Genomic DNA, 16,030 nt, shown 5'->3' on the forward strand with positions numbered 1-16,030 from the left:
AGGGGGCGCTTTTTGCTTGGGGGGCGGCCCGGCGGCAAAAAAAAGGCCGCCGCGAGGGCGGCCCGGTCCAGTGCCACAACATACCACACGGGGCGGCTGCGCGCCGCCCGGACTTCAGAAGCTGTGCCGCATGCCCAGCATGACGCCGGTCTGGTTCAGGCCGTTGGGAAGACCAGCCAAGGCCTGACCGCCGCTGACCGAGAGGTTGGCGTTTTTGTTGTTGTCCATGTAGCCCACCAGGCCGTAGACCGCCGTGCGCTTGGAGAGCGAATAGGTTGCGCGCACCGTGGCCAGCGTGGAGCGGGCGTCGGTGGTCTTGTTCTTCAGGCGGGCCACCTGGCCGTCCAGGGTCCACGCCGACGACAGGGCATACGTGACGCCCAGGTAGTACAGGTTGGCCTCCGAGCGGGTGGCCGCGCGCGTGATGCGGCCGATCCAGCCGCCGCCGATCTTCAGGTCGCCGAAGCGGTAGTAGCCGTTGAGCAGGGTGCGGGTGTCGGACGTGTCGCTGCTGGAGAGGCCGCCGGCGGCGCCGGTGCCGCCGCGCATCTGGTCGTAGGCGGCGGCGATGCCGCCCGGACCCATGTCGTACTTGAGCAGCGCGGTGACCTGGCGGCAGGCCTTGCGGTCGCCGGGAACCTCGCCCGCGCAATTGGTGGCGGCCGGACCGCCGGTGGCCGCGGCATCGCGGCCGAAGCTGTAGGTGGCGCCGACGGTCAGGCCCGAGAACGTGCCGCGATAGCCGATCGCGTTGTCCGACCGCGTGTTGGGGATGTAGTTGTCGAGCGACCCCAGGCCGTACACCGCGGGCCCCATGACGTCGGAGTCGAGCAGGGCGTAGAAGGTCATGTTGGACTGGCGGCCCAGCGTGACCGTGCCCCAGTTGCCCGACAGCCCGACCCACGCCGCGCGGCCGAACAGGCGGCCGCCCTGGCCCGATACCCCGGTATCCACGCCGAAGCCGCTCTCCAGGGTGAAGAGCGCCTTCAGGCCGTTGCCCAGGTCTTCCGTGCCGCGCAGGCCCCAGCGCGAGGGCATGAGCCCGCCGGTGTTGCTCGGCATGCGCCAGGTCGCGTCGCCTTGCGCGTTGGCGTGGTTCACGTATTCGATGCCCGTGTCGAGAATGCCGTACAGCGTGACGTTCTGCGCGTGCGCGCCGGTGGCGGCCAGTCCGAGGGCGCTGGCCAGCAGGATGCGTTTCATGTGTCTCCTTCCCTGTTTCCGGGTTTGATTTGTTTAACAATGATAAATATTAATTTTGTTAAGTAATTAGGGGCTTACCCGTATCGGATTGCAACAAGCACGAATTGTTCGCATTCCATGTTGTCCATGCACACTCGACCCAGATTGCGTCCGCCTCGCCCGTGTCCACCACTTCCAACTTCGCTCCCGCTCCGCCGCCCGTTTCGTCCCGCCGTTGGGAACTGGACGCGCTGCGCGGATTGATGCTGGTCCTGATGACTTCCACGCATCTGCCTACCTGGTTCGCGATACCCGCGGGCCAGCCTTTCGGCTTTGTCTCGGCCGCGGAAGGCTTCGTCTTCCTGTCTGCGTACATGGCCGGGCTGGTGTACACCCAGCGCGCCGTGCGCGACGGCATTCCCGCGATGCGCCGCGCGTTCCTGCGGCGCGCATTGGTTATCTACGCGTGCCAGGCGGCGTGCCTGCTCTTCCTGTTCACGGTCATTGCCGCGCTGGGCATGAAATTCCACCAGCCGGCCGCGAACAACCTCATGTCGTTCTATCTGCATGCGCCGCTGACCGGCCTATGGACCGGACTGTTGATGATCTACAACCCGCCGCTGCTGGATATCCTGCCGGTCTACATCGTCTTCATGCTGGCGAGCCCGTGGATCCTGAGCCATGTCCTGCAAGGGGGATGGAAAACCGTGATGGCGGCCAGCATCGCGCTGTGGGGCGCCGCCCAGTTCGGCCTGTCGCGCGTGCTGTACGACGCGCTGGTGGCGGCGACCGGCCTGCCGGTGCCGTTCCGCGAGACCGGCTCCTTCGAGACCTTCGCCTGGCAACTGCTGTGGGTGCTGGGCCTGTGCCTGGGGGCCTACCATGCGCGGGTGCCGTCCGAGCGCCGCATCGTCTTCCCGTCATGGCTGGTCAAGGCAGCGGTGGGTATCGCGATACTGTTCTTCGTCTGGCGCCACATGACCGGGCTGGAACCTTTTCCCCAGAACGATCCGCTCAACCTGTGGTTCGACAAGTGGCACGTCGGGCCGCTGCGGCTGCTCGACTTCCTGGCGCTGGTCGTGGTGCTGCTGCACTACGGCGGCTGGCTGACCCGTCATCTGCCCCGCCTGCGGCTGCTGGAAACGCTGGGCGCCGCGTCGCTGCCGGTCTTCTGCGCCCATCTGGTCATCGTCCTGGTGGCGCTGGCCGTGGTGGGCGAAAGCCATCCGGGCAGGCCGCCGTGGTTCGATCCGCTGATGTTCGCGCTCAGCATCGCCGCCATGTACGCCGTGGCCCGGCTGGTGCGCATGTTCGGCTCGGGGCCGAGGTCCGGGCAGGGCCGGCGGGCGGCGCCGGCGGCGCGTACGGGCGGCTCAGGGACGACGCTGAGCGTGGAGGCGGGGCAGGGCTAGGGACGCGCCTAGCGCACGTGGCTCGCGATGACCGACGTCCAGAGCGCGTAGCCGGCGTCGTTCAGATGCAAGGCGTCGTCGCGGAACAGCTCGGCCCTGGGCATGCCCTCGGACGTCAGCATGGGGGTGAAGACATCGATGTAGTCGGCGTTGGGCACGCTTTGCGTGTAGGCCTTGATGAGCGCGTTGGTGGCGCGTGCCTGCGGAATCAGCGAGTAGCGCGCCGGGCTCGGCTTGATCGAGATGTAGGCGATCCGGGTATCGGGCAGGGCATGGCGCACGCCTTCGACGAAGACCTTGAAGCTGTCCAGGATCTGGCCGGGCGACCGGCCCTCGGCCAGGTCGTTGTCGCCGGCGTAGACGAGGACGATGCGGGGCTGGTAGGGAACGACCAGCCGCGTCAGGTGGCGGGCGCAGTCGATCATGCGCGAACCGCCGAAGCCGCGCTTGAGGACGGGGAGATCCTTGAACCGGGTTTCCAGATCGTTCCACAGGCGTATGGACGAACTGCCTATGAACAGGATGCCGCCGGGAGCCGGCGCATGCAGGCGGTCGGCCTGATCGAACGCGGCGAAGCTGGCCGCCCACTGCGTATCGGGCACGGCCGGCGCGCTGTCCGCCGGATCGGCCGCGCAGGCGCTGCCCGCCGCGAGCAACAGGGCGAAAACGGCAAGGCGAGACCTCATGGGGCGTGCGGGAACAACGCGGCGACGAAACATCCATCATACCGGCAGCCGCGCGCCTGCGGCCTCGAATTTGTTGCCGATGTGGTGCCAGTCGCCACAAGAATGGCACGAATGTAAACTTTTGATAGCGCGGCGGACCTCTTCGTAAATCCTGCACTCCAATGGTCTAGGATCGAAAGACGGACTCTCGGAGGCCAGCCATGAACCAAGTCGTCGAACACGCCGCCGTTCAATATTTCCTGAAGTCCCGGGTGCACGATCTGCCGGAGGGACAGTTCCGGGGTTATGTCGAGGTGAAGGCCCGCTCCGGCAAGGACATGCTCGACAGCCGGCTCAAATACTGCCCGTTGATACGCGGTACCTGGAACGAGGCCATCGAGGACGCCGAGCGCCTGGCCGAGAGCATGCGCGCCTCGGAGTACCACGACGGGGAGTGCTTCGTCTTTTCCACCCGCGGCGCCAGCAGCTTCGACGCGCTGATGAACATGTTCGCCAGCGCGCGCTGATACGGTCTAGCCGTTGATGATTTCCCCACCGTTGGGGTGCAGCACCTGGCCAGTCATGTAGCTGGCGTCGTCCGACGCGAGGAATACGTAGCAGGGAGCCACTTCCTCCGGCTGGCCGGGCCGCTTCATGGGAACCTTGGACCCGAAGGTCGAGACCTCCTCGGCACTGAACGAGGCGGGGATCAGCGGGGTCCAGATCGGCCCGGGCGCCACCGCGTTGACGCGGATGCCACGCTCGACCACGGCCGACGACAGTGAACGGGTGAAGGCGACGATCGCTCCCTTGGTGGCGGCGTAGTCGATCAGATGCGAACTGCCGCGATAGGCGGTGACGGACGTGGTGTTGATGATGGCACCGCCGGACATCATGTGCGCGAGGGCTTCCCGGGTCAGGTTGAACATGCCGAAGAAATTCGTGCGGAAGGTCCGTTCCAGCTGGGCGCTGTCGATGTCTTCCAAGGCCCTGCGCGGATGTTGTTCGCCGGCATTGTTCACGAGGACGTCGATGCGGCCGAGCTCTTCCATTGCGCGCCGCACGACTTCCCGGCAGTGCGATTCGCTGCCGATGTCCCCCGCCATTCCCACGCAACGGCGTCCGGCCTGGGTCACCAGCCGGCGGGTTTCCTCGGCGTCGGCGGTCTCGTCCAGGTAGGTGAAGAGGATGTCCGCGCCTTCCTTGGCGAAGGCCACCGCCACGGCGCGCCCGATGCCGCTGTCGCCGCCGGTGACGATGGCGCAGCGGCCCTCCAGCTTGCCCGAGGCCCGGTAGTCCGGCCGTGTCGTCCTGGGCTCCGGATGCATGTCTTCCTGCATGCCGGGTTGCCGGGGTTGCTGCTGAGGGGGCAGGGTCTGCGGATTGGATTTGCCTGGCATCGTCGTTCTCCCATGAAAAAGAAACGGGCCGACGAGTCCAGCAACTTGCGTGCCGCGGCTTCTACCGCGGCGCGGCGAAGGCCTCCGGACTTTCGTACTGAATGTCCAGCAGTTCGAACACCTGCATGGCCAGCTCCACGCAGGCATTGGTGAGCTGCCAGGGAAGCGTGGCCGGGATGCGGTCCTGCAGCAACAGCTTGGTTGCCGCGAGGTGGGGGATAGGGTCCAGCAGCCGATGGCCGAAGGCGCCCAGCAGCTCGTCGGTAGCGGCCTGCGCCATGCGATGGGCCGCCGGGTCCGCCGGCCATTGCGAGGGCAGCCCCCAGGCGCGCGGCATCCACTCCAGGTCGCGCAGCACGGTGCGCATGTCTTCGTGAGAGTCGCGGAAGGGCAGCAGGACCAGATCGGCCAGGTTCGCGAGATGGCTGTCGGTGTCCGAACGGTTGCCGCCACCGTCGATGACGCCGAACCAGTCGCCCACGTCGTTCAGCGTGGCGACGACCTTGGCCAGGTTGCCGGCGTCGCGCGCGTCGAAAGGCAGGTAGAGCCGGTTTTCCTTGGACAGGCGTTCACGCTCGAGATCGGTCAGCACGCACACCACGCGCTTGCCCAGCAGCGCCATGCCGTGCGAGATCATGTGCGACAGCGTGGTCTTGCCGGTACCTCCCTTGTTTCCCAGCACGCATACGATCTGGGCCATGACCTCCCCTGGGCGGGCACGGACGCGGGCCGTACCTGTCCAGCAGTATGGACGGGGCACGGCCGCGCCGAAAGCGCGAATAACGGGGGATAGCGGCGGTTGTTCGGCGCCGGATGCTCAGGCGGCGCGGCGTTCGGCCGCGTTGGCCACGACCTGCCAGGCGGCGTCGATCAGGGCGGGATCATTGGCGGCCAGCAGGCGGTTGTCGGAAAGCATCTGGCGCCAGCGGCGGGCCCCGCCCTGCGTGTTGAACAGGCCCAGCATGTGGCGGACCACCGAGCGCAGCGGCACTCCGCCGGCCACCTGCCGGCCGGCGTAGTCCATCATCGCCCGCACCACGGCTTCGTCGCCGGGAATGGGGGTTTCCGGCCACAGCCGGCGGGACAGCTCGGACAGCACGCGAGGCCGGTGATAGGCCTCGCGCCCGAGCATGACGCCGTCCAGCTCGCCGCCGCCTTGGCCGACGTGCGCCAGCGTGTCGCCGGGGTCCGTCAGGCCGCCGTTGAGCACGATCAGGGTCCGCGGGAAGTCGCGCTTGAGCTGGCGCGCCACGTCGTAGCGCAGCGGCGGAATTTCGCGGTTTTCCTTGGGCGACAGGCCCTTGAGCACGGCGTTGCGGGCGTGGACGATGAAGACCTCGCAGCCCGCCTCGTGCACGGTGCCGACGAAGTCGCGCACGAAGCCGTAGGACTCGTCGTAGTCCAGGCCGATGCGGTGCTTGACCGTGACCGGGATATCGACCGCGTCGCGCATGGCCTTGACGCAATCGGCCACCAGCGCCGGCGTGGACATCAGGCAGGCGCCGAACGCGCCTTTCTGCACCCGGTCCGACGGACAGCCGCAGTTCAGGTTGATTTCGTCGTAGCCCCAGTCCTGGCCGGCCCGGGCCGCGCGCGCCAGGGCCTCCGGTTCGTTGCCGCCCAATTGCAGCGCGACCGGATGTTCGCTGTTGTCGAAATCCAGGTGCCGGGCCGCGTCCCCGTAGAGAATCGCGCCGGTGGCGATCATCTCGGTGTACAGGCGGGCATGCGGGGACAGCAGCCGGTGGAAGTAGCGGCAATGGCGGTCGGTCCAATCGATCATGGGCGCGACACACAGCGCCCAGCCGCCAAGTCGTTGATTTGAAAGCATAATGCCGCAATCATAACCCGCCGTGCGGCTTAACCGATATCATTGCCGTCACGTCCAGACCCGGAGATCTCCTTCATGCGCAAGCAATTCCTTGCCGCCACGCTGTTGCTGGCCGCCTCGGCGGGCACGGCCTACGCCGCCAATCTCAGCTTCCTGAACCAGTCCATCCTGGTGCGTATTCCCAAGGCCCAGGCCCCCGCGTTCTCGACCGAGGTGGGACGCGTCCTGAACGACGTGGCCGATGGCCAGCAGGCGACCTGGACCAGCAAGGCCGAGCGGTCGCGCCAGGTGCCCGTCAGCGTCACGCTGGCGCCGAAGAACACCACTCGCACCAGCAAGGGCCAGACCTGCCGCTTCCTGGCGGCCGACGTCGCGCAGGGAACGGCGAAGGAGAACTGGGGGTTCTGGTTCTGCAAGCAGGAGAACGGCGCCTGGCGCGCGAGCGGGATGTAGGCCGGCAAAGCGAATGCCGCGGCGCCTGCGCGCCGCTATTCCAGCTTGAGTCCCAGCCGCTTGATCACCCCGCCCCAGCGGCGCGTGTCGGTCTCGATGCGCGCCGCCATCTCGGCTGGCGAGCCGCCCGTGGCGTCCCAGCCCTGCGCCGCCAGCTTGGCCCGCACCGGGGCCGACCGCAGGATGGCGTTGATCTCTTTCGCCAGCATGGCCGCCACCGGCGCCGGCGTGGCGCGCGGCGCGTAGGCGCCTATCCACAGCTCCGCGGCAAAGCCCGGCAGGCCCGCGGCCTGGGCGACGGTCGGCACCCCCGGCGCCAGCGGCGAAGGCTGCGCCGACGTGACGCCCAGTACGCGCACCTTGCCCGCCTTGGCCTGTTCGATGGCCCCCGAGGGCGCCATGAACCCCGCCTGGATCTGTCCGCTCATCACGGCCATGGTGACCTGCGGGAAGCCCTGGTAGGGGACGTGCATCATCCGGATGCCGGTTTCCTGCGCGAACAGTTCGCCCGTCAGGTGCGAGCCCGAACCCACACCCACCGACCCGTACGAGATCTCCTTGTGGTGGGCGCGCGCGTCGTCCACCAGCTCGCGCAGCGTGGCATAGGGCAGCTTGGGATCGATGACCAGGATCTGCGGGCTGACCGCGGCCAGGGACAGCGGCTGCAGGTCCCGGGCGACGTCGTAGGGCAGGTTGGGATAGAGCAGGGCCGAGGTGGTCAGCGGACCGTGGGCGGTCACGCCGAAGGTATGGCCGTCGGTGGCGCGCGCCACCAGGTCGACGCCGATGTTGCCGGCGGCGCCGGGTTTGTTCTCGACGATGACCGGCTTGCCCAGCTTCTGCGACAGCGGCTCGGCGATCAGTCGGGCCACGGTGTCGGGCGAGGTCCCGGCGGGAAAGCCCACGATGAGCTTGACCGGCTGGGTGGGCCAGGGGGCGTCGGCGCCGCGCGCCATTCCCGTGGCGAGCAGGCCCCCCGACAGGACGGCGAAGGCGAACAGCGTGCGCCGACGCGGCGCGGAACGGTGCGAAAGGCAGGGCATGGGGTGTCTCCTGTTCTTGGATGGATGAAGGACGGGCGGGGATCTCAGGTTTCCAGGGCCACGGCGGGGGGCAGGACCTGGGCCATGCGGCGTATGCCCGCTTCGGCGGCCTCGCCCAGTTCGAACTCGAAATTGCCGAGCAGCGCGCGCAGCGCCGCGGGCGCCGAGGCCACGCCGTGGCGCGCGCAATGGCGTTCGATGGCCAGGTCCGGTTGGCTGGCATATCGGGACAAGGAGGCCGCCAGGCCGGCGCGCAGCGGTTCCAGCGCGTCGTCCGCCAGGTCCCGGCGGCGTACCCACACCGCCGAGACCACCGGGGTGCCTTGCCACTCCCACCATTCCCGCCCGAGGTCGTGGACGTGTGGGAAACGTCCACGCGCCGCTTCCTCGACAGCCTGGTCCTGGATCAGCAATCGGGGCATGGATGGGTCGGCGGGCAGACCGCGCCGCCAGCGGCCGATGCGCAGCCCGTACTTGTCGGCCAGGATGGCATGCAGCACCCGCAGCGACGTGGCGGTCTCGTCGCAGATCGCGATGTCCGCGCCGTCCAGCTCATGGATGGGGCGCGGCGAGAACAGCAGCACGCTGCCCGCGCGCTCGCGGTAGGCCAGGCCCAGCCCGCCCAGGCGCGGCCATTGGTCGCCGCGCGCCAGCCAGTCCACGGTGGCCATGGGCGTGGCGTCCAGCAGGCCGGCATCCGCCATGGCCAGGACCGTGCTGGAGACGCACGGAACGCGCCGGACGGGCCAGTCCTCGCTGCCGACGTAGAACGGGATCCAGGGCACCGACTGGAAATGCCCGACGCGCAGGCCGGCCTCACGCATAGTGGACGTAGGCGTAGCCGCGATGCATCAGCCGCTGGCCGCCCTGATAGTCCGCGGGCGAGGCCGAGTGCAGCGAGGCGCGGTTGTCCCAGAAGACCAGGTCGCCGACCTGCCATTTGTGGCGGTAGACCGCCTCGGGGCGGGTCGCGTGGGCGACCAGTTCGGCGGACAGCCGCTGCGCTTCCTCGTCGGAATAGCCGCTGATGCCCCGGACCAGGGTCGGGCTGATGAAATACAGCGGGCGGCCGGTTACCGGATGGCGCTGCACCAGGTCGTGTTCCCGATCGGGCCACTTGGCGCGGTCGGCTGCCGACAGGGGCCGGGCCGAGCCGGGGTTGCGGGCCAAGAGATAGTCGTTGTGCTGGTTGAAGTTGTGGACCACGGTCCTGCCGTCGATGCGGGCCTTCAGGTCCGCCGGCAGCGTGTCGTAGGCCCTGCCCATGCTGGCGAACAGGGTGTCGCCGCCGATTTGCGGCGTCATCACGCAGTACAGCATCGTGACCCCGTCGACGTGCTGGTCGCTGGCCGTGTCGCTGTGCCACAGGTTGCCGTAGCGGTCCAGGAAGGCCGACGGCGTGCCGTCGGGATGCCGGGTGTTGCCCACGCGGCCGATCTCGGGCGTGCCCGGCACGTGGAACTCCTTGCGCTGCGAGATCTTGGGCGTGCCGAAGCGGCGCAGCAGCCCGGCCTGCGCGGGCGCGGCCAGCGATTGCCCGCGCACGACGACGACGGAATGGCGGTGATAAGCGTCCAGCAGCGACTGGAACTGCTCGTCGTCCAGGGGTTGGCTGAGGTCGCAACCCAGGATTTCCACTCCCACGTCGGGGTGGAGGGGGCGCAAGGCAAGCGGCATGGCGGGGTCTCCGGAAAAGTTCTTGACGTGCCGCCACCTTAATCCTCATTCTATTTCTATAGAATCCACCAAAAAGCGCGATCATTGTTCGCGAAAACAGAGAGGTCATGGACACCATCGTCAATTTCCGGACCTTCATCGCCGTGGCGCAGGCCGGCAGCTTCTCCAAGGCGGCGCGCCAGTTGGGCATCGCCGCCTCCGTGGTGACCAAGCGCATCGACCAGCTCGAATGGCGCGCCCGAACCCGGTTGTTCGAGCGCAGCACCCGCCGCCTGGCCCTGACCGACGAAGGCCAGCGCCTGCTACCCGTGGCCCGGCGTATCGTCCACGACGTCGAGGACGCGTTCGGCAGCGCGCTGGGCCATGCGCACGAACTGGAGGGCCACCTGCGCATCAAGGTGCCGACGTCGTTGACCGCCACGTGCCTGGGCGATGCGCTGGGGCGTTTCCTGGAGGTCCATCCCAAGCTCAGCATGGACGTGGTGGTGATCGACCGGCCCGTGAACCCTATCCAGGAAGGCTTCGACATCGTGGTCGGCATGCTGCCGGCCTCGTACGACAGCGTGCTCGAGGCCGGACTGTGCCCGCTGCCGCGCATGGCGGTGGCGGCGCCGTCCTATCTGGCCGCGCGCGGCCGTCCCGCCCATCCCACGGATCTGGCGCGGCACGCACTATTGAATTTCCAGCCCACGGGGCCGGTCTGGACTTTCCAGGGGCCGAACGGGCCGATCGCGGTCGAGGTGACGCCGCGCCTGAGCACCAACGACGGACACGTGTTGCTCAATTCGGTGCTGCGGGGCAATGGCATCACGATCCTGTCGGCCTACATCGTCGACGGCGCGCTGGGCCGGGGCGAACTGGTCCGGGTGCTGGAGGACTTCGCCATTCCCGAATACTGGATCCGGGCCCTGGTGCCCCACAGCCGGGCCCACCTGGGCCGGGTGCAGGCCCTGCTGTCCTGGCTCAGGAATGAATTCACGCCGCTGCCGCCCTGGGCGCGGCACGAAAGTTGCGGCTTGCCGGCCTTCTCGTGAAGGAGTTCGCCATGCCGAATCATCCCGCATCCCCGCCCAGTCCCCGCCAGGCGGACGACCAGCCGCGCGAGCAGCAGCGCAGCCATGGCGATACGCAGAATCGCACCAAGAAGGACGGGCATACCGACCAGATCGGGACCGGCGGCAACCAGACCTCGCAGCGCCAGCGCGGCGGCGGCGCCAGGCGCACCGGGCCGTAGGCTTAGGGCAGGACCTTGCCCGGGTTCATCAGGCCGTCGGGATCCAGCGCCTGCTTGATCCGGCGCATCAGGTCCAGGGCCACCGCGCTCTTGTAGCGGGCCAGTTCGCCGCGCTTGAGCTGGCCGATGCCGTGTTCCGCGCTGATCGACCCGCCGTGCGCGTGCACGCTGTCGTGCACCAGGCGATAGATCTCGTCCTGGCGCAGCAGGAAGTCGGGCTCGGCCATGGCGGGCGGCCGGCTGACGTTGTAGTGCAGGTTGCCGTCGCCCAGGTGGCCGAAGGTGATGTGGCGCACGCCGGGGATGGCCGCCTGCAGCAGCGCGTCGGTCGCGGCCACGAAGGCGGGGATGCGAGAGGCCGGGACCGAGATGTCGTGCTTGATGTTCTTGCCCTCCCAGGACTGGGCGGCCGAGATGCTTTCGCGCAGGTGCCACAGCGCACGGCTTTGCGCGAGGCTGGCCGCAACCGCGGCGTCCTGGGCCAGGCCCTGCTCCAGCGCCCGCTGCAGGACCGCGTGAAAGCGTTCCTGGGCGTGTTCGGCGCTTTCGCTGTCGGATACCTCTAGCAGCGCGTACCAGGGCGTGGGGCCGAGCGGCAGTTTCTGGTCGGGGAAGGCGCGCGTCACCACGTCCAGGCTGGCATGCGACATGACTTCGAAGCCGGTCAGCGCCGCGCCGAATCCCGAGCGGGCCAGGGCCAGCAGCGCGACCGCGGTTTCCAGCGAGGGCAGGGCGACCAGGGCCGTGCATTGCGCCACGGGCAGGGGATAGAGCCGCAGGGTGGCGGCGGTGATGATGCCGAGCGTGCCTTCGCTGCCTATGTACAGGTCGCGCAGGTCGTAGCCGGTGTTGTCCTTGCGCAGGCCGCGCAGGCCGTCCCAGATCTCGCCCTGGGCGGTGACCACTTCCAGCCCCAGGGCCAGTTCGCGTGCGTTGCCGTAGCGCAGGACCTGGGTGCCGCCGGCATTGGTGGCCAGGTTGCCTCCCACCGTGCAGCTGCCTTCCGAGGCCAGGCTGAGCGGGTAGAGACGGCCGGCCTCGCGCGCCCAGTCCTGTACCGCCTGGAGCACGCAGCCGGCTTCGACGGTGATGGTGTCGTCGTCGATGTCGAGGGCGCGCAGCCGGTCCAGGCGCCGCGTCGACACGACCACCGCGCGGCCTCCGGCGTCGGGCGTGGCGCCACCCGCCAGACCGGTGTTGCCGCCTTGAGGGACGATGGGAACGGCGTGGCGGCGGCACAGGCGCACGACGCGCGCGACCTCGTCGGTCGTGCCGGGGCGGACGACCGCCAGCGCGGCGCCGGTATAGCGGCCGCGCCAGTCGGTCAGGAAGGGCGCGGCGTCCGGCCCGGTCAAGACCTGGCCGGCCCCCAGCAGGTTCGTGAGCTCGGTCAGCAGGTCCATGCCGGTGTCTCCTTGGCGGCGGTCAGCCCGCCTGTTTGTCCGCCGCCTTGGCGGCCTTGCGGGCGGCCTGCGCGGCGCGCTTGGCCGGGCGCACGTACAGGATGGCGCACCAGAAGAAGACCGTGGTCAGCGCGACCTCGGCCCAGGCCACGTGCGCGGACGGAGCTGGATCGGTGGTCGCGCGCACCACGCCTTCCATGAAATACAGCAGGATCAGCATCGATGCCCATTGGTAGGTGTACAGGTTGCCGCGCAGCACGCCGCGCAGCGGCAGCAGCAGCGGCAATGCCTTGAGCGCCAGCAGCGAGCCGGGCCGCAGGGGCGCCAGCACGGTTTCCCAGGCGATGCACAGCACGATCAGGGCCAGCAGCGAGATCGAGGCGACCAGGCGCAGCCGCGGGTTGAGGTCGACGGAGGGAGCGTTCATCGGGTGCGGGCCTGCCGGCCGGTGTGGAGTTCGAGGGCGGTGCGGGCCAGGCGCGTGCCCAGGGCTTCGGCCAGTTGGGTTTCGTCGCGCTGCATGGGCAGGCTGTTGTCGACCCCGGCCACGTGCGAGGCGCCATAGGGCGAGCCGCCATGGCGCGTGGCCATCAGCGCGGGCTCGGTGAAGGGCAGGCCCACCAGCAGCATGCCGTGATGAAGCAGCGGCAGCATCATGCTGAGCAGCGTGCTTTCCTGGCCGCCGTGCATGGAGCCGGTGGACGTGAAGACCGCTGCCGGCTTGCCCGCCAGGCTTCCCGCCAGCCACTGCTGGGTGGTATGGTCGATGAAGTGCTTCATGGGCGCGGCCATGTTGCCGAAGCGGGTGGGCGATCCCAGCGCCAGGCCCGCGCATTCTTCCAGGTCCGCCGGTTCGACGTAGGGAGGACCGCTGTCGGGAATGGCGGGGGCCGTGGCCTCGCACACGGCCGAGACCGGCGGAACCGTGCGCAGCCGTGCCCGCGCGCCGGGTACGCGTTCCACGCCCAGCGCGATGTGCTCGGCCAACTGGCGTGTCGCGCCGTGCCGGCTGTAGTACAAGATCAGAATATCCATAGGTCCGTATTATCTCTCGACATGGTCCAGAAAGCTCCCGCGCCCGCTACTTCTTCCACGCCGCCACCGCCTTCGGGCGCCGCTTCCATCCAGGCGCGCGCGATCGCGCTGCGCCGCAGCCTGCTCGCCAACGAATCCTGGCCCGTGCGCGTGGGGCGGCTCCTGCGGTTCGCATTGCAGCGCGCGGCCGACGAGCGCATCACCCAGGTCGCCTCCAGCCTGACCTTCACCTCGGTGCTGTCGATGGTGCCGCTGCTGGCGGTGGCGCTGGCCCTGTTTACCGCGTTTCCGCTGTTCCGCGAGTTCCAGGGCGCGCTGGAGGCGTTCCTGATCAGCAACCTGATGCCGCCGGCGGTGGCGGACAACATCATGGAATACCTGAACCAGTTCGCGCAGAAGGCGAGCCGGCTGACCGCCGTGGGCGGCATCTTCCTGATGATCACGGCCGTCTCGCTGATGCTGACCATCGACAAGGCGCTGAACGAGATCTGGCACGTGCGCAAGGGCAGGCCGCTGCCGCAGCGGGTGCTGATCTACTGGGCCACGCTCACGCTGGGGCCGGTGCTGATCGGCGCCAGCCTGTGGGCCACGTCCTTCCTGGCGCGCGAATCCATGGGCCTGGTGGGCGACGTGCCGGCGCCCATCGGCGTGCTGCTGTCCTTCATTCCGCTGATATTGACGGGCCTGGCCTTCGGCGCGCTGTTCATGGTGGTGCCCAACCGGCACGTCGAGGCACGCGACGCGATGACGGGCGGTTTCGCGGCGGCCATCGTGCTGGAAATCATGAAGTCCGGCTTCGCGTTCTACCTGACGCGCTTTCCCACCTACACCGTGCTGTACGGCGCCTTCGCCACGCTGCCTATCTTCCTGATGTGGATCTACCTGTCGTGGCTGGTGACCTTGTTCGGCGCCACGCTGGCGGCCAGCCTGCCGCTGATCCGGATGGGACGCTGGGAGACCGTCCGGCGCCCGGGGCGGCCGTTCGTGGATGCCTTGTCCATCCTGCGCGCGTTGTCCTCGGTGCGCGACCGCAATCCACCGGGCCTGAGCACCTTGGCGCTGCGCAGCAGGCTGAACCTGCATCACGACGAATTGATGGTGGTGCTCGACACCTTGTCCAGCATCGGCTACATCGCCCGCATCGGCGATGCCGGCGCCGCCCGCGAACGCTGGGCCATGGTCTGCGATCCCACCGTGGCCACCCTGGCGCCCGTGGTGGACCGGCTGCTGCTGGACCGGGCGCCGCTGGCCGACGACCCGATGTTGCTGCACGCGGTGAACGCCGCCTGGGAAAGCGGCTCGGTCACCATCGCCGAGGCCCTGAAACAGCGCCCCGAGGATGTCGAGGCGGAACTGGCCCTGGATCGAGAGCTGGAACTGGAGCCGGACCGGGAGGAACAGGAAGCCGAGGCCGGCGAAGAGGCGGCCGAGGGCGTCCAGGAGGAGCGGCTGCGCCGCCTGCGCGCGTCCTGACCCGGTGCGGCCTGCGCCCGCCGCGCCGTCATTCCAGCCGCCAGTACACGCCGCCCATGCCGCAGCGCATGGGTACCGACGGCACGTAGAACACCGTTTCCGCCCGGGCGTTGCCGCATACCGCGGCCGCGCCCATGGCGACCACCCAGGCCAGCAGTTCCCCCGCGCCGCCATCCCCGCCCGTCAGCAGTTTCTCGAAGGTCAGCTCGCGCTTGACCCGGTCGGCGTTGCCTTCCTCCATCAGCGCCAGGAACCAGCGGTCGAATTCCTCGTGCACCGTGAAGTAGTCCTTGCCGCCGGGATCGTGCGAGAGACCGCCCGTGCCCATGATCACCACTCGTTCGTCGGACGGGAAGGCCTGGACGATGCGCGCGATGGTTTCGCCCACGGCATAGCAGTGCGCCGCGGTCGGCACCGGCGGCACGATGGGGTTCATGTGGATGGGGACGAAACGCACGTCGTAGCGCGGGAACAGGAACTTGAGCGGCACCGACCAGTTGTCGTCGAACAACAGTTTGTCGGCGAACGCGTGGTTGATGCCCGCCTTGGCCGATTCGCGCACCAGTGCGCGGCCCAGGTCGCGGTGGCCGCGCACCGTGTAGTCCGGTACGTTCAGCCAGTCGCGGAACCAGGGCGCGGGGCCGGCCCATTGTTCGCCTATGCCCACGCAGAAGTCGGGAATGTTGTCGAGCGAGAAATTCAACAGGTGGTCGTTGGCGATGCCTATGACCACGTCGGGCCGCACTTCGTCCATCAGTTTCTGGAACTGCGCGTAGCCGGCCAGGACGCCGTCCTGCTCGTGCTGGGGCGCCTTGTCTATCCAGCCGGTGACGCCGGGGGCGTGGGCCACGCCCAGGGTTGCGACGATCTTTGCCATGTTCTTCTCCGGATCAGTCCTGCGACGCGATGCCCATCTTCTCGGCGTACAGGCGCGCCGCGTCGCTGTCGTTGTGGTTGCGCGAGCCGCCCTTGAAAAGCCGCGATATCTGCGGCAGGAAATAGGGATGCACGCCCATGGCGCCCAGCGCCTCGATGTCCATGTCGCGCCAGGCGCGCTTTTCTTCTTCCGAAAGGGCGTATGCGGTCATGGATGCCTCGATGTCCTGCTTGAACGCGAGGTATTTCTGCTCGTCGCGCCGCAGTTCGAACACCATGCGGTTCGATGGCAGGGTCTTGTCGGTGTCTCGGATTCCCATGTCGGCTCCTTGTTCGTTGGAAACGA

19 protein-coding genes are annotated in these 16,030 nt (G+C 68.5%); 6 read left to right on the forward strand and 13 right to left on the reverse strand.

Features of this window, described 5'->3' with window-relative positions:
* Positions 1–114: 114 nt before the first annotated feature.
* Positions 115–1,203: a porin gene (locus ABD104_RS21785; protein WP_087839182.1), complete on the reverse strand. Its 1,089-nt coding sequence runs from the start codon at positions 1,201–1,203 to the stop codon at positions 115–117.
* Positions 1,204–1,364: 161 nt separating this feature from the next.
* Here ABD104_RS21785 and opgC point away from each other — a divergent pair, with 161 nt between their 5' ends.
* On the forward strand, positions 1,365–2,594 hold the full coding sequence (gene opgC / locus ABD104_RS21790; protein ID WP_243724641.1) for an OpgC domain-containing protein: 1,230 nt from the start codon (positions 1,365–1,367) through the stop codon (positions 2,592–2,594).
* A gap of 8 nt (positions 2,595–2,602) precedes the next feature.
* On the opposite strand, the gene ABD104_RS21795 is transcribed toward opgC, so the two are convergent.
* On the reverse strand, positions 2,603–3,280 hold the full coding sequence (locus ABD104_RS21795; protein ID WP_087839184.1) for an SGNH/GDSL hydrolase family protein: 678 nt from the start codon (positions 3,278–3,280) through the stop codon (positions 2,603–2,605).
* Positions 3,281–3,480: 200 nt separating this feature from the next.
* On the opposite strand from ABD104_RS21795, the gene ABD104_RS21800 reads away from it, so the two are divergent.
* Positions 3,481–3,786 carry a hypothetical protein gene (locus ABD104_RS21800; protein ID WP_087839185.1) on the forward strand — a complete coding sequence of 102 codons (306 nt, stop codon included), beginning with the start codon at positions 3,481–3,483 and terminating at the stop codon, positions 3,784–3,786.
* 6 nt (positions 3,787–3,792) lie between these two features.
* Here the strand turns inward: ABD104_RS21800 and ABD104_RS21805 are convergent, their stop codons facing one another.
* From ABD104_RS21805 to dusA, 3 genes are all read right to left on the reverse strand, one after another.
* Entirely contained in the window at positions 3,793–4,659 is an 867-nt protein-coding gene (locus ABD104_RS21805) for an SDR family oxidoreductase (protein ID WP_087839186.1), read from the reverse strand.
* Positions 4,660–4,720: 61 nt separating this feature from the next.
* Positions 4,721–5,359 (reverse strand): P-loop NTPase family protein, encoded by a 639-nt coding sequence (locus tag ABD104_RS21810; protein ID WP_087839187.1) that lies wholly within the window; start codon positions 5,357–5,359, stop codon positions 4,721–4,723.
* A gap of 117 nt (positions 5,360–5,476) precedes the next feature.
* Positions 5,477–6,490, reverse strand: a complete 1,014-nt coding sequence (gene dusA, locus ABD104_RS21815) for a tRNA dihydrouridine(20/20a) synthase DusA (protein WP_087839188.1) — start codon at positions 6,488–6,490, stop codon at positions 5,477–5,479.
* Positions 6,491–6,565: 75 nt separating this feature from the next.
* Here dusA and ABD104_RS21820 point away from each other — a divergent pair, with 75 nt between their 5' ends.
* On the forward strand, positions 6,566–6,943 hold the full coding sequence (locus ABD104_RS21820) for a hypothetical protein (RefSeq protein ID WP_338615487.1): 378 nt from the start codon (positions 6,566–6,568) through the stop codon (positions 6,941–6,943).
* 35 nt (positions 6,944–6,978) lie between these two features.
* On the opposite strand, the gene ABD104_RS21825 is transcribed toward ABD104_RS21820, so the two are convergent.
* From ABD104_RS21825 to ABD104_RS21835, 3 genes are read right to left on the reverse strand one after another with little or no spacing between them, the layout of a single operon-like run.
* Positions 6,979–7,986, reverse strand: coding sequence for a Bug family tripartite tricarboxylate transporter substrate binding protein (locus tag ABD104_RS21825; protein ID WP_343928183.1), 1,008 nt, complete (start codon positions 7,984–7,986; stop codon positions 6,979–6,981).
* A gap of 44 nt (positions 7,987–8,030) precedes the next feature.
* Positions 8,031–8,810, reverse strand: coding sequence for a menaquinone biosynthetic enzyme MqnA/MqnD family protein (locus tag ABD104_RS21830; protein ID WP_338615485.1), 780 nt, complete (start codon positions 8,808–8,810; stop codon positions 8,031–8,033).
* On the reverse strand, positions 8,803–9,663 hold the full coding sequence (locus tag ABD104_RS21835; protein ID WP_343928184.1) for a TauD/TfdA dioxygenase family protein: 861 nt from the start codon (positions 9,661–9,663) through the stop codon (positions 8,803–8,805). The genes ABD104_RS21830 and ABD104_RS21835 overlap by 8 nt, the downstream gene beginning before the upstream one ends.
* Positions 9,664–9,770: 107 nt before the next feature.
* Between ABD104_RS21835 and ABD104_RS21840 the strand changes: the two genes are divergently transcribed.
* Both ABD104_RS21840 and ABD104_RS21845 read left to right on the forward strand, forming a co-directional pair.
* A complete protein-coding gene (locus ABD104_RS21840; RefSeq protein WP_132980446.1) occupies positions 9,771–10,697 on the forward strand; it encodes a LysR family transcriptional regulator in 927 nt (308 codons plus the stop codon).
* A gap of 11 nt (positions 10,698–10,708) precedes the next feature.
* Complete coding sequence (locus ABD104_RS21845; protein WP_087839227.1) at positions 10,709–10,897, forward strand: hypothetical protein; 189 nt, start codon at positions 10,709–10,711, stop codon at positions 10,895–10,897.
* A 2-nt stretch (positions 10,898–10,899) separates the two neighbouring features.
* Here the strand turns inward: ABD104_RS21845 and ABD104_RS21850 are convergent, their stop codons facing one another.
* Genes ABD104_RS21850 through wrbA form a run of 3 tightly spaced genes read right to left on the reverse strand, consistent with a single transcriptional unit; the run spans position 10,900 to position 13,335 of the window.
* Positions 10,900–12,300, reverse strand: coding sequence for an FAD-binding oxidoreductase (locus ABD104_RS21850; RefSeq protein WP_087839194.1), 1,401 nt, complete (start codon positions 12,298–12,300; stop codon positions 10,900–10,902).
* 22 nt (positions 12,301–12,322) lie between these two features.
* The gene (locus ABD104_RS21855) at positions 12,323–12,727 is read right to left on the reverse strand and encodes a DUF2069 domain-containing protein (protein ID WP_087839195.1); all 405 of its coding nucleotides are present in this window, start codon (positions 12,725–12,727) and stop codon (positions 12,323–12,325) included.
* Positions 12,724–13,335: an NAD(P)H:quinone oxidoreductase gene (gene wrbA, locus ABD104_RS21860; RefSeq protein WP_087839196.1), complete on the reverse strand. Its 612-nt coding sequence runs from the start codon at positions 13,333–13,335 to the stop codon at positions 12,724–12,726. The genes ABD104_RS21855 and wrbA overlap by 4 nt, the downstream gene beginning before the upstream one ends.
* A gap of 21 nt (positions 13,336–13,356) precedes the next feature.
* Between wrbA and ABD104_RS21865 the strand changes: the two genes are divergently transcribed.
* The gene (locus tag ABD104_RS21865) at positions 13,357–14,808 is read left to right on the forward strand and encodes a YihY family inner membrane protein (RefSeq protein ID WP_087839197.1); all 1,452 of its coding nucleotides are present in this window, start codon (positions 13,357–13,359) and stop codon (positions 14,806–14,808) included.
* Positions 14,809–14,836: 28 nt separating this feature from the next.
* Here ABD104_RS21865 and ABD104_RS21870 read toward each other — a convergent pair whose 3' ends face one another.
* Both ABD104_RS21870 and ABD104_RS21875 read right to left on the reverse strand, forming a co-directional pair.
* Complete coding sequence (locus tag ABD104_RS21870) at positions 14,837–15,685, reverse strand: DODA-type extradiol aromatic ring-opening family dioxygenase (protein ID WP_087839198.1); 849 nt, start codon at positions 15,683–15,685, stop codon at positions 14,837–14,839.
* A 13-nt stretch (positions 15,686–15,698) separates the two neighbouring features.
* Positions 15,699–16,004: a hypothetical protein gene (locus ABD104_RS21875; protein ID WP_087839199.1), complete on the reverse strand. Its 306-nt coding sequence runs from the start codon at positions 16,002–16,004 to the stop codon at positions 15,699–15,701.
* Positions 16,005–16,030: the final 26 nt, after the last annotated feature.

The organism is Pigmentiphaga daeguensis, from assembly GCF_039523035.1.
Lineage (GTDB): Bacteria > Pseudomonadota > Gammaproteobacteria > Burkholderiales > Burkholderiaceae_B > Pigmentiphaga > Pigmentiphaga daeguensis.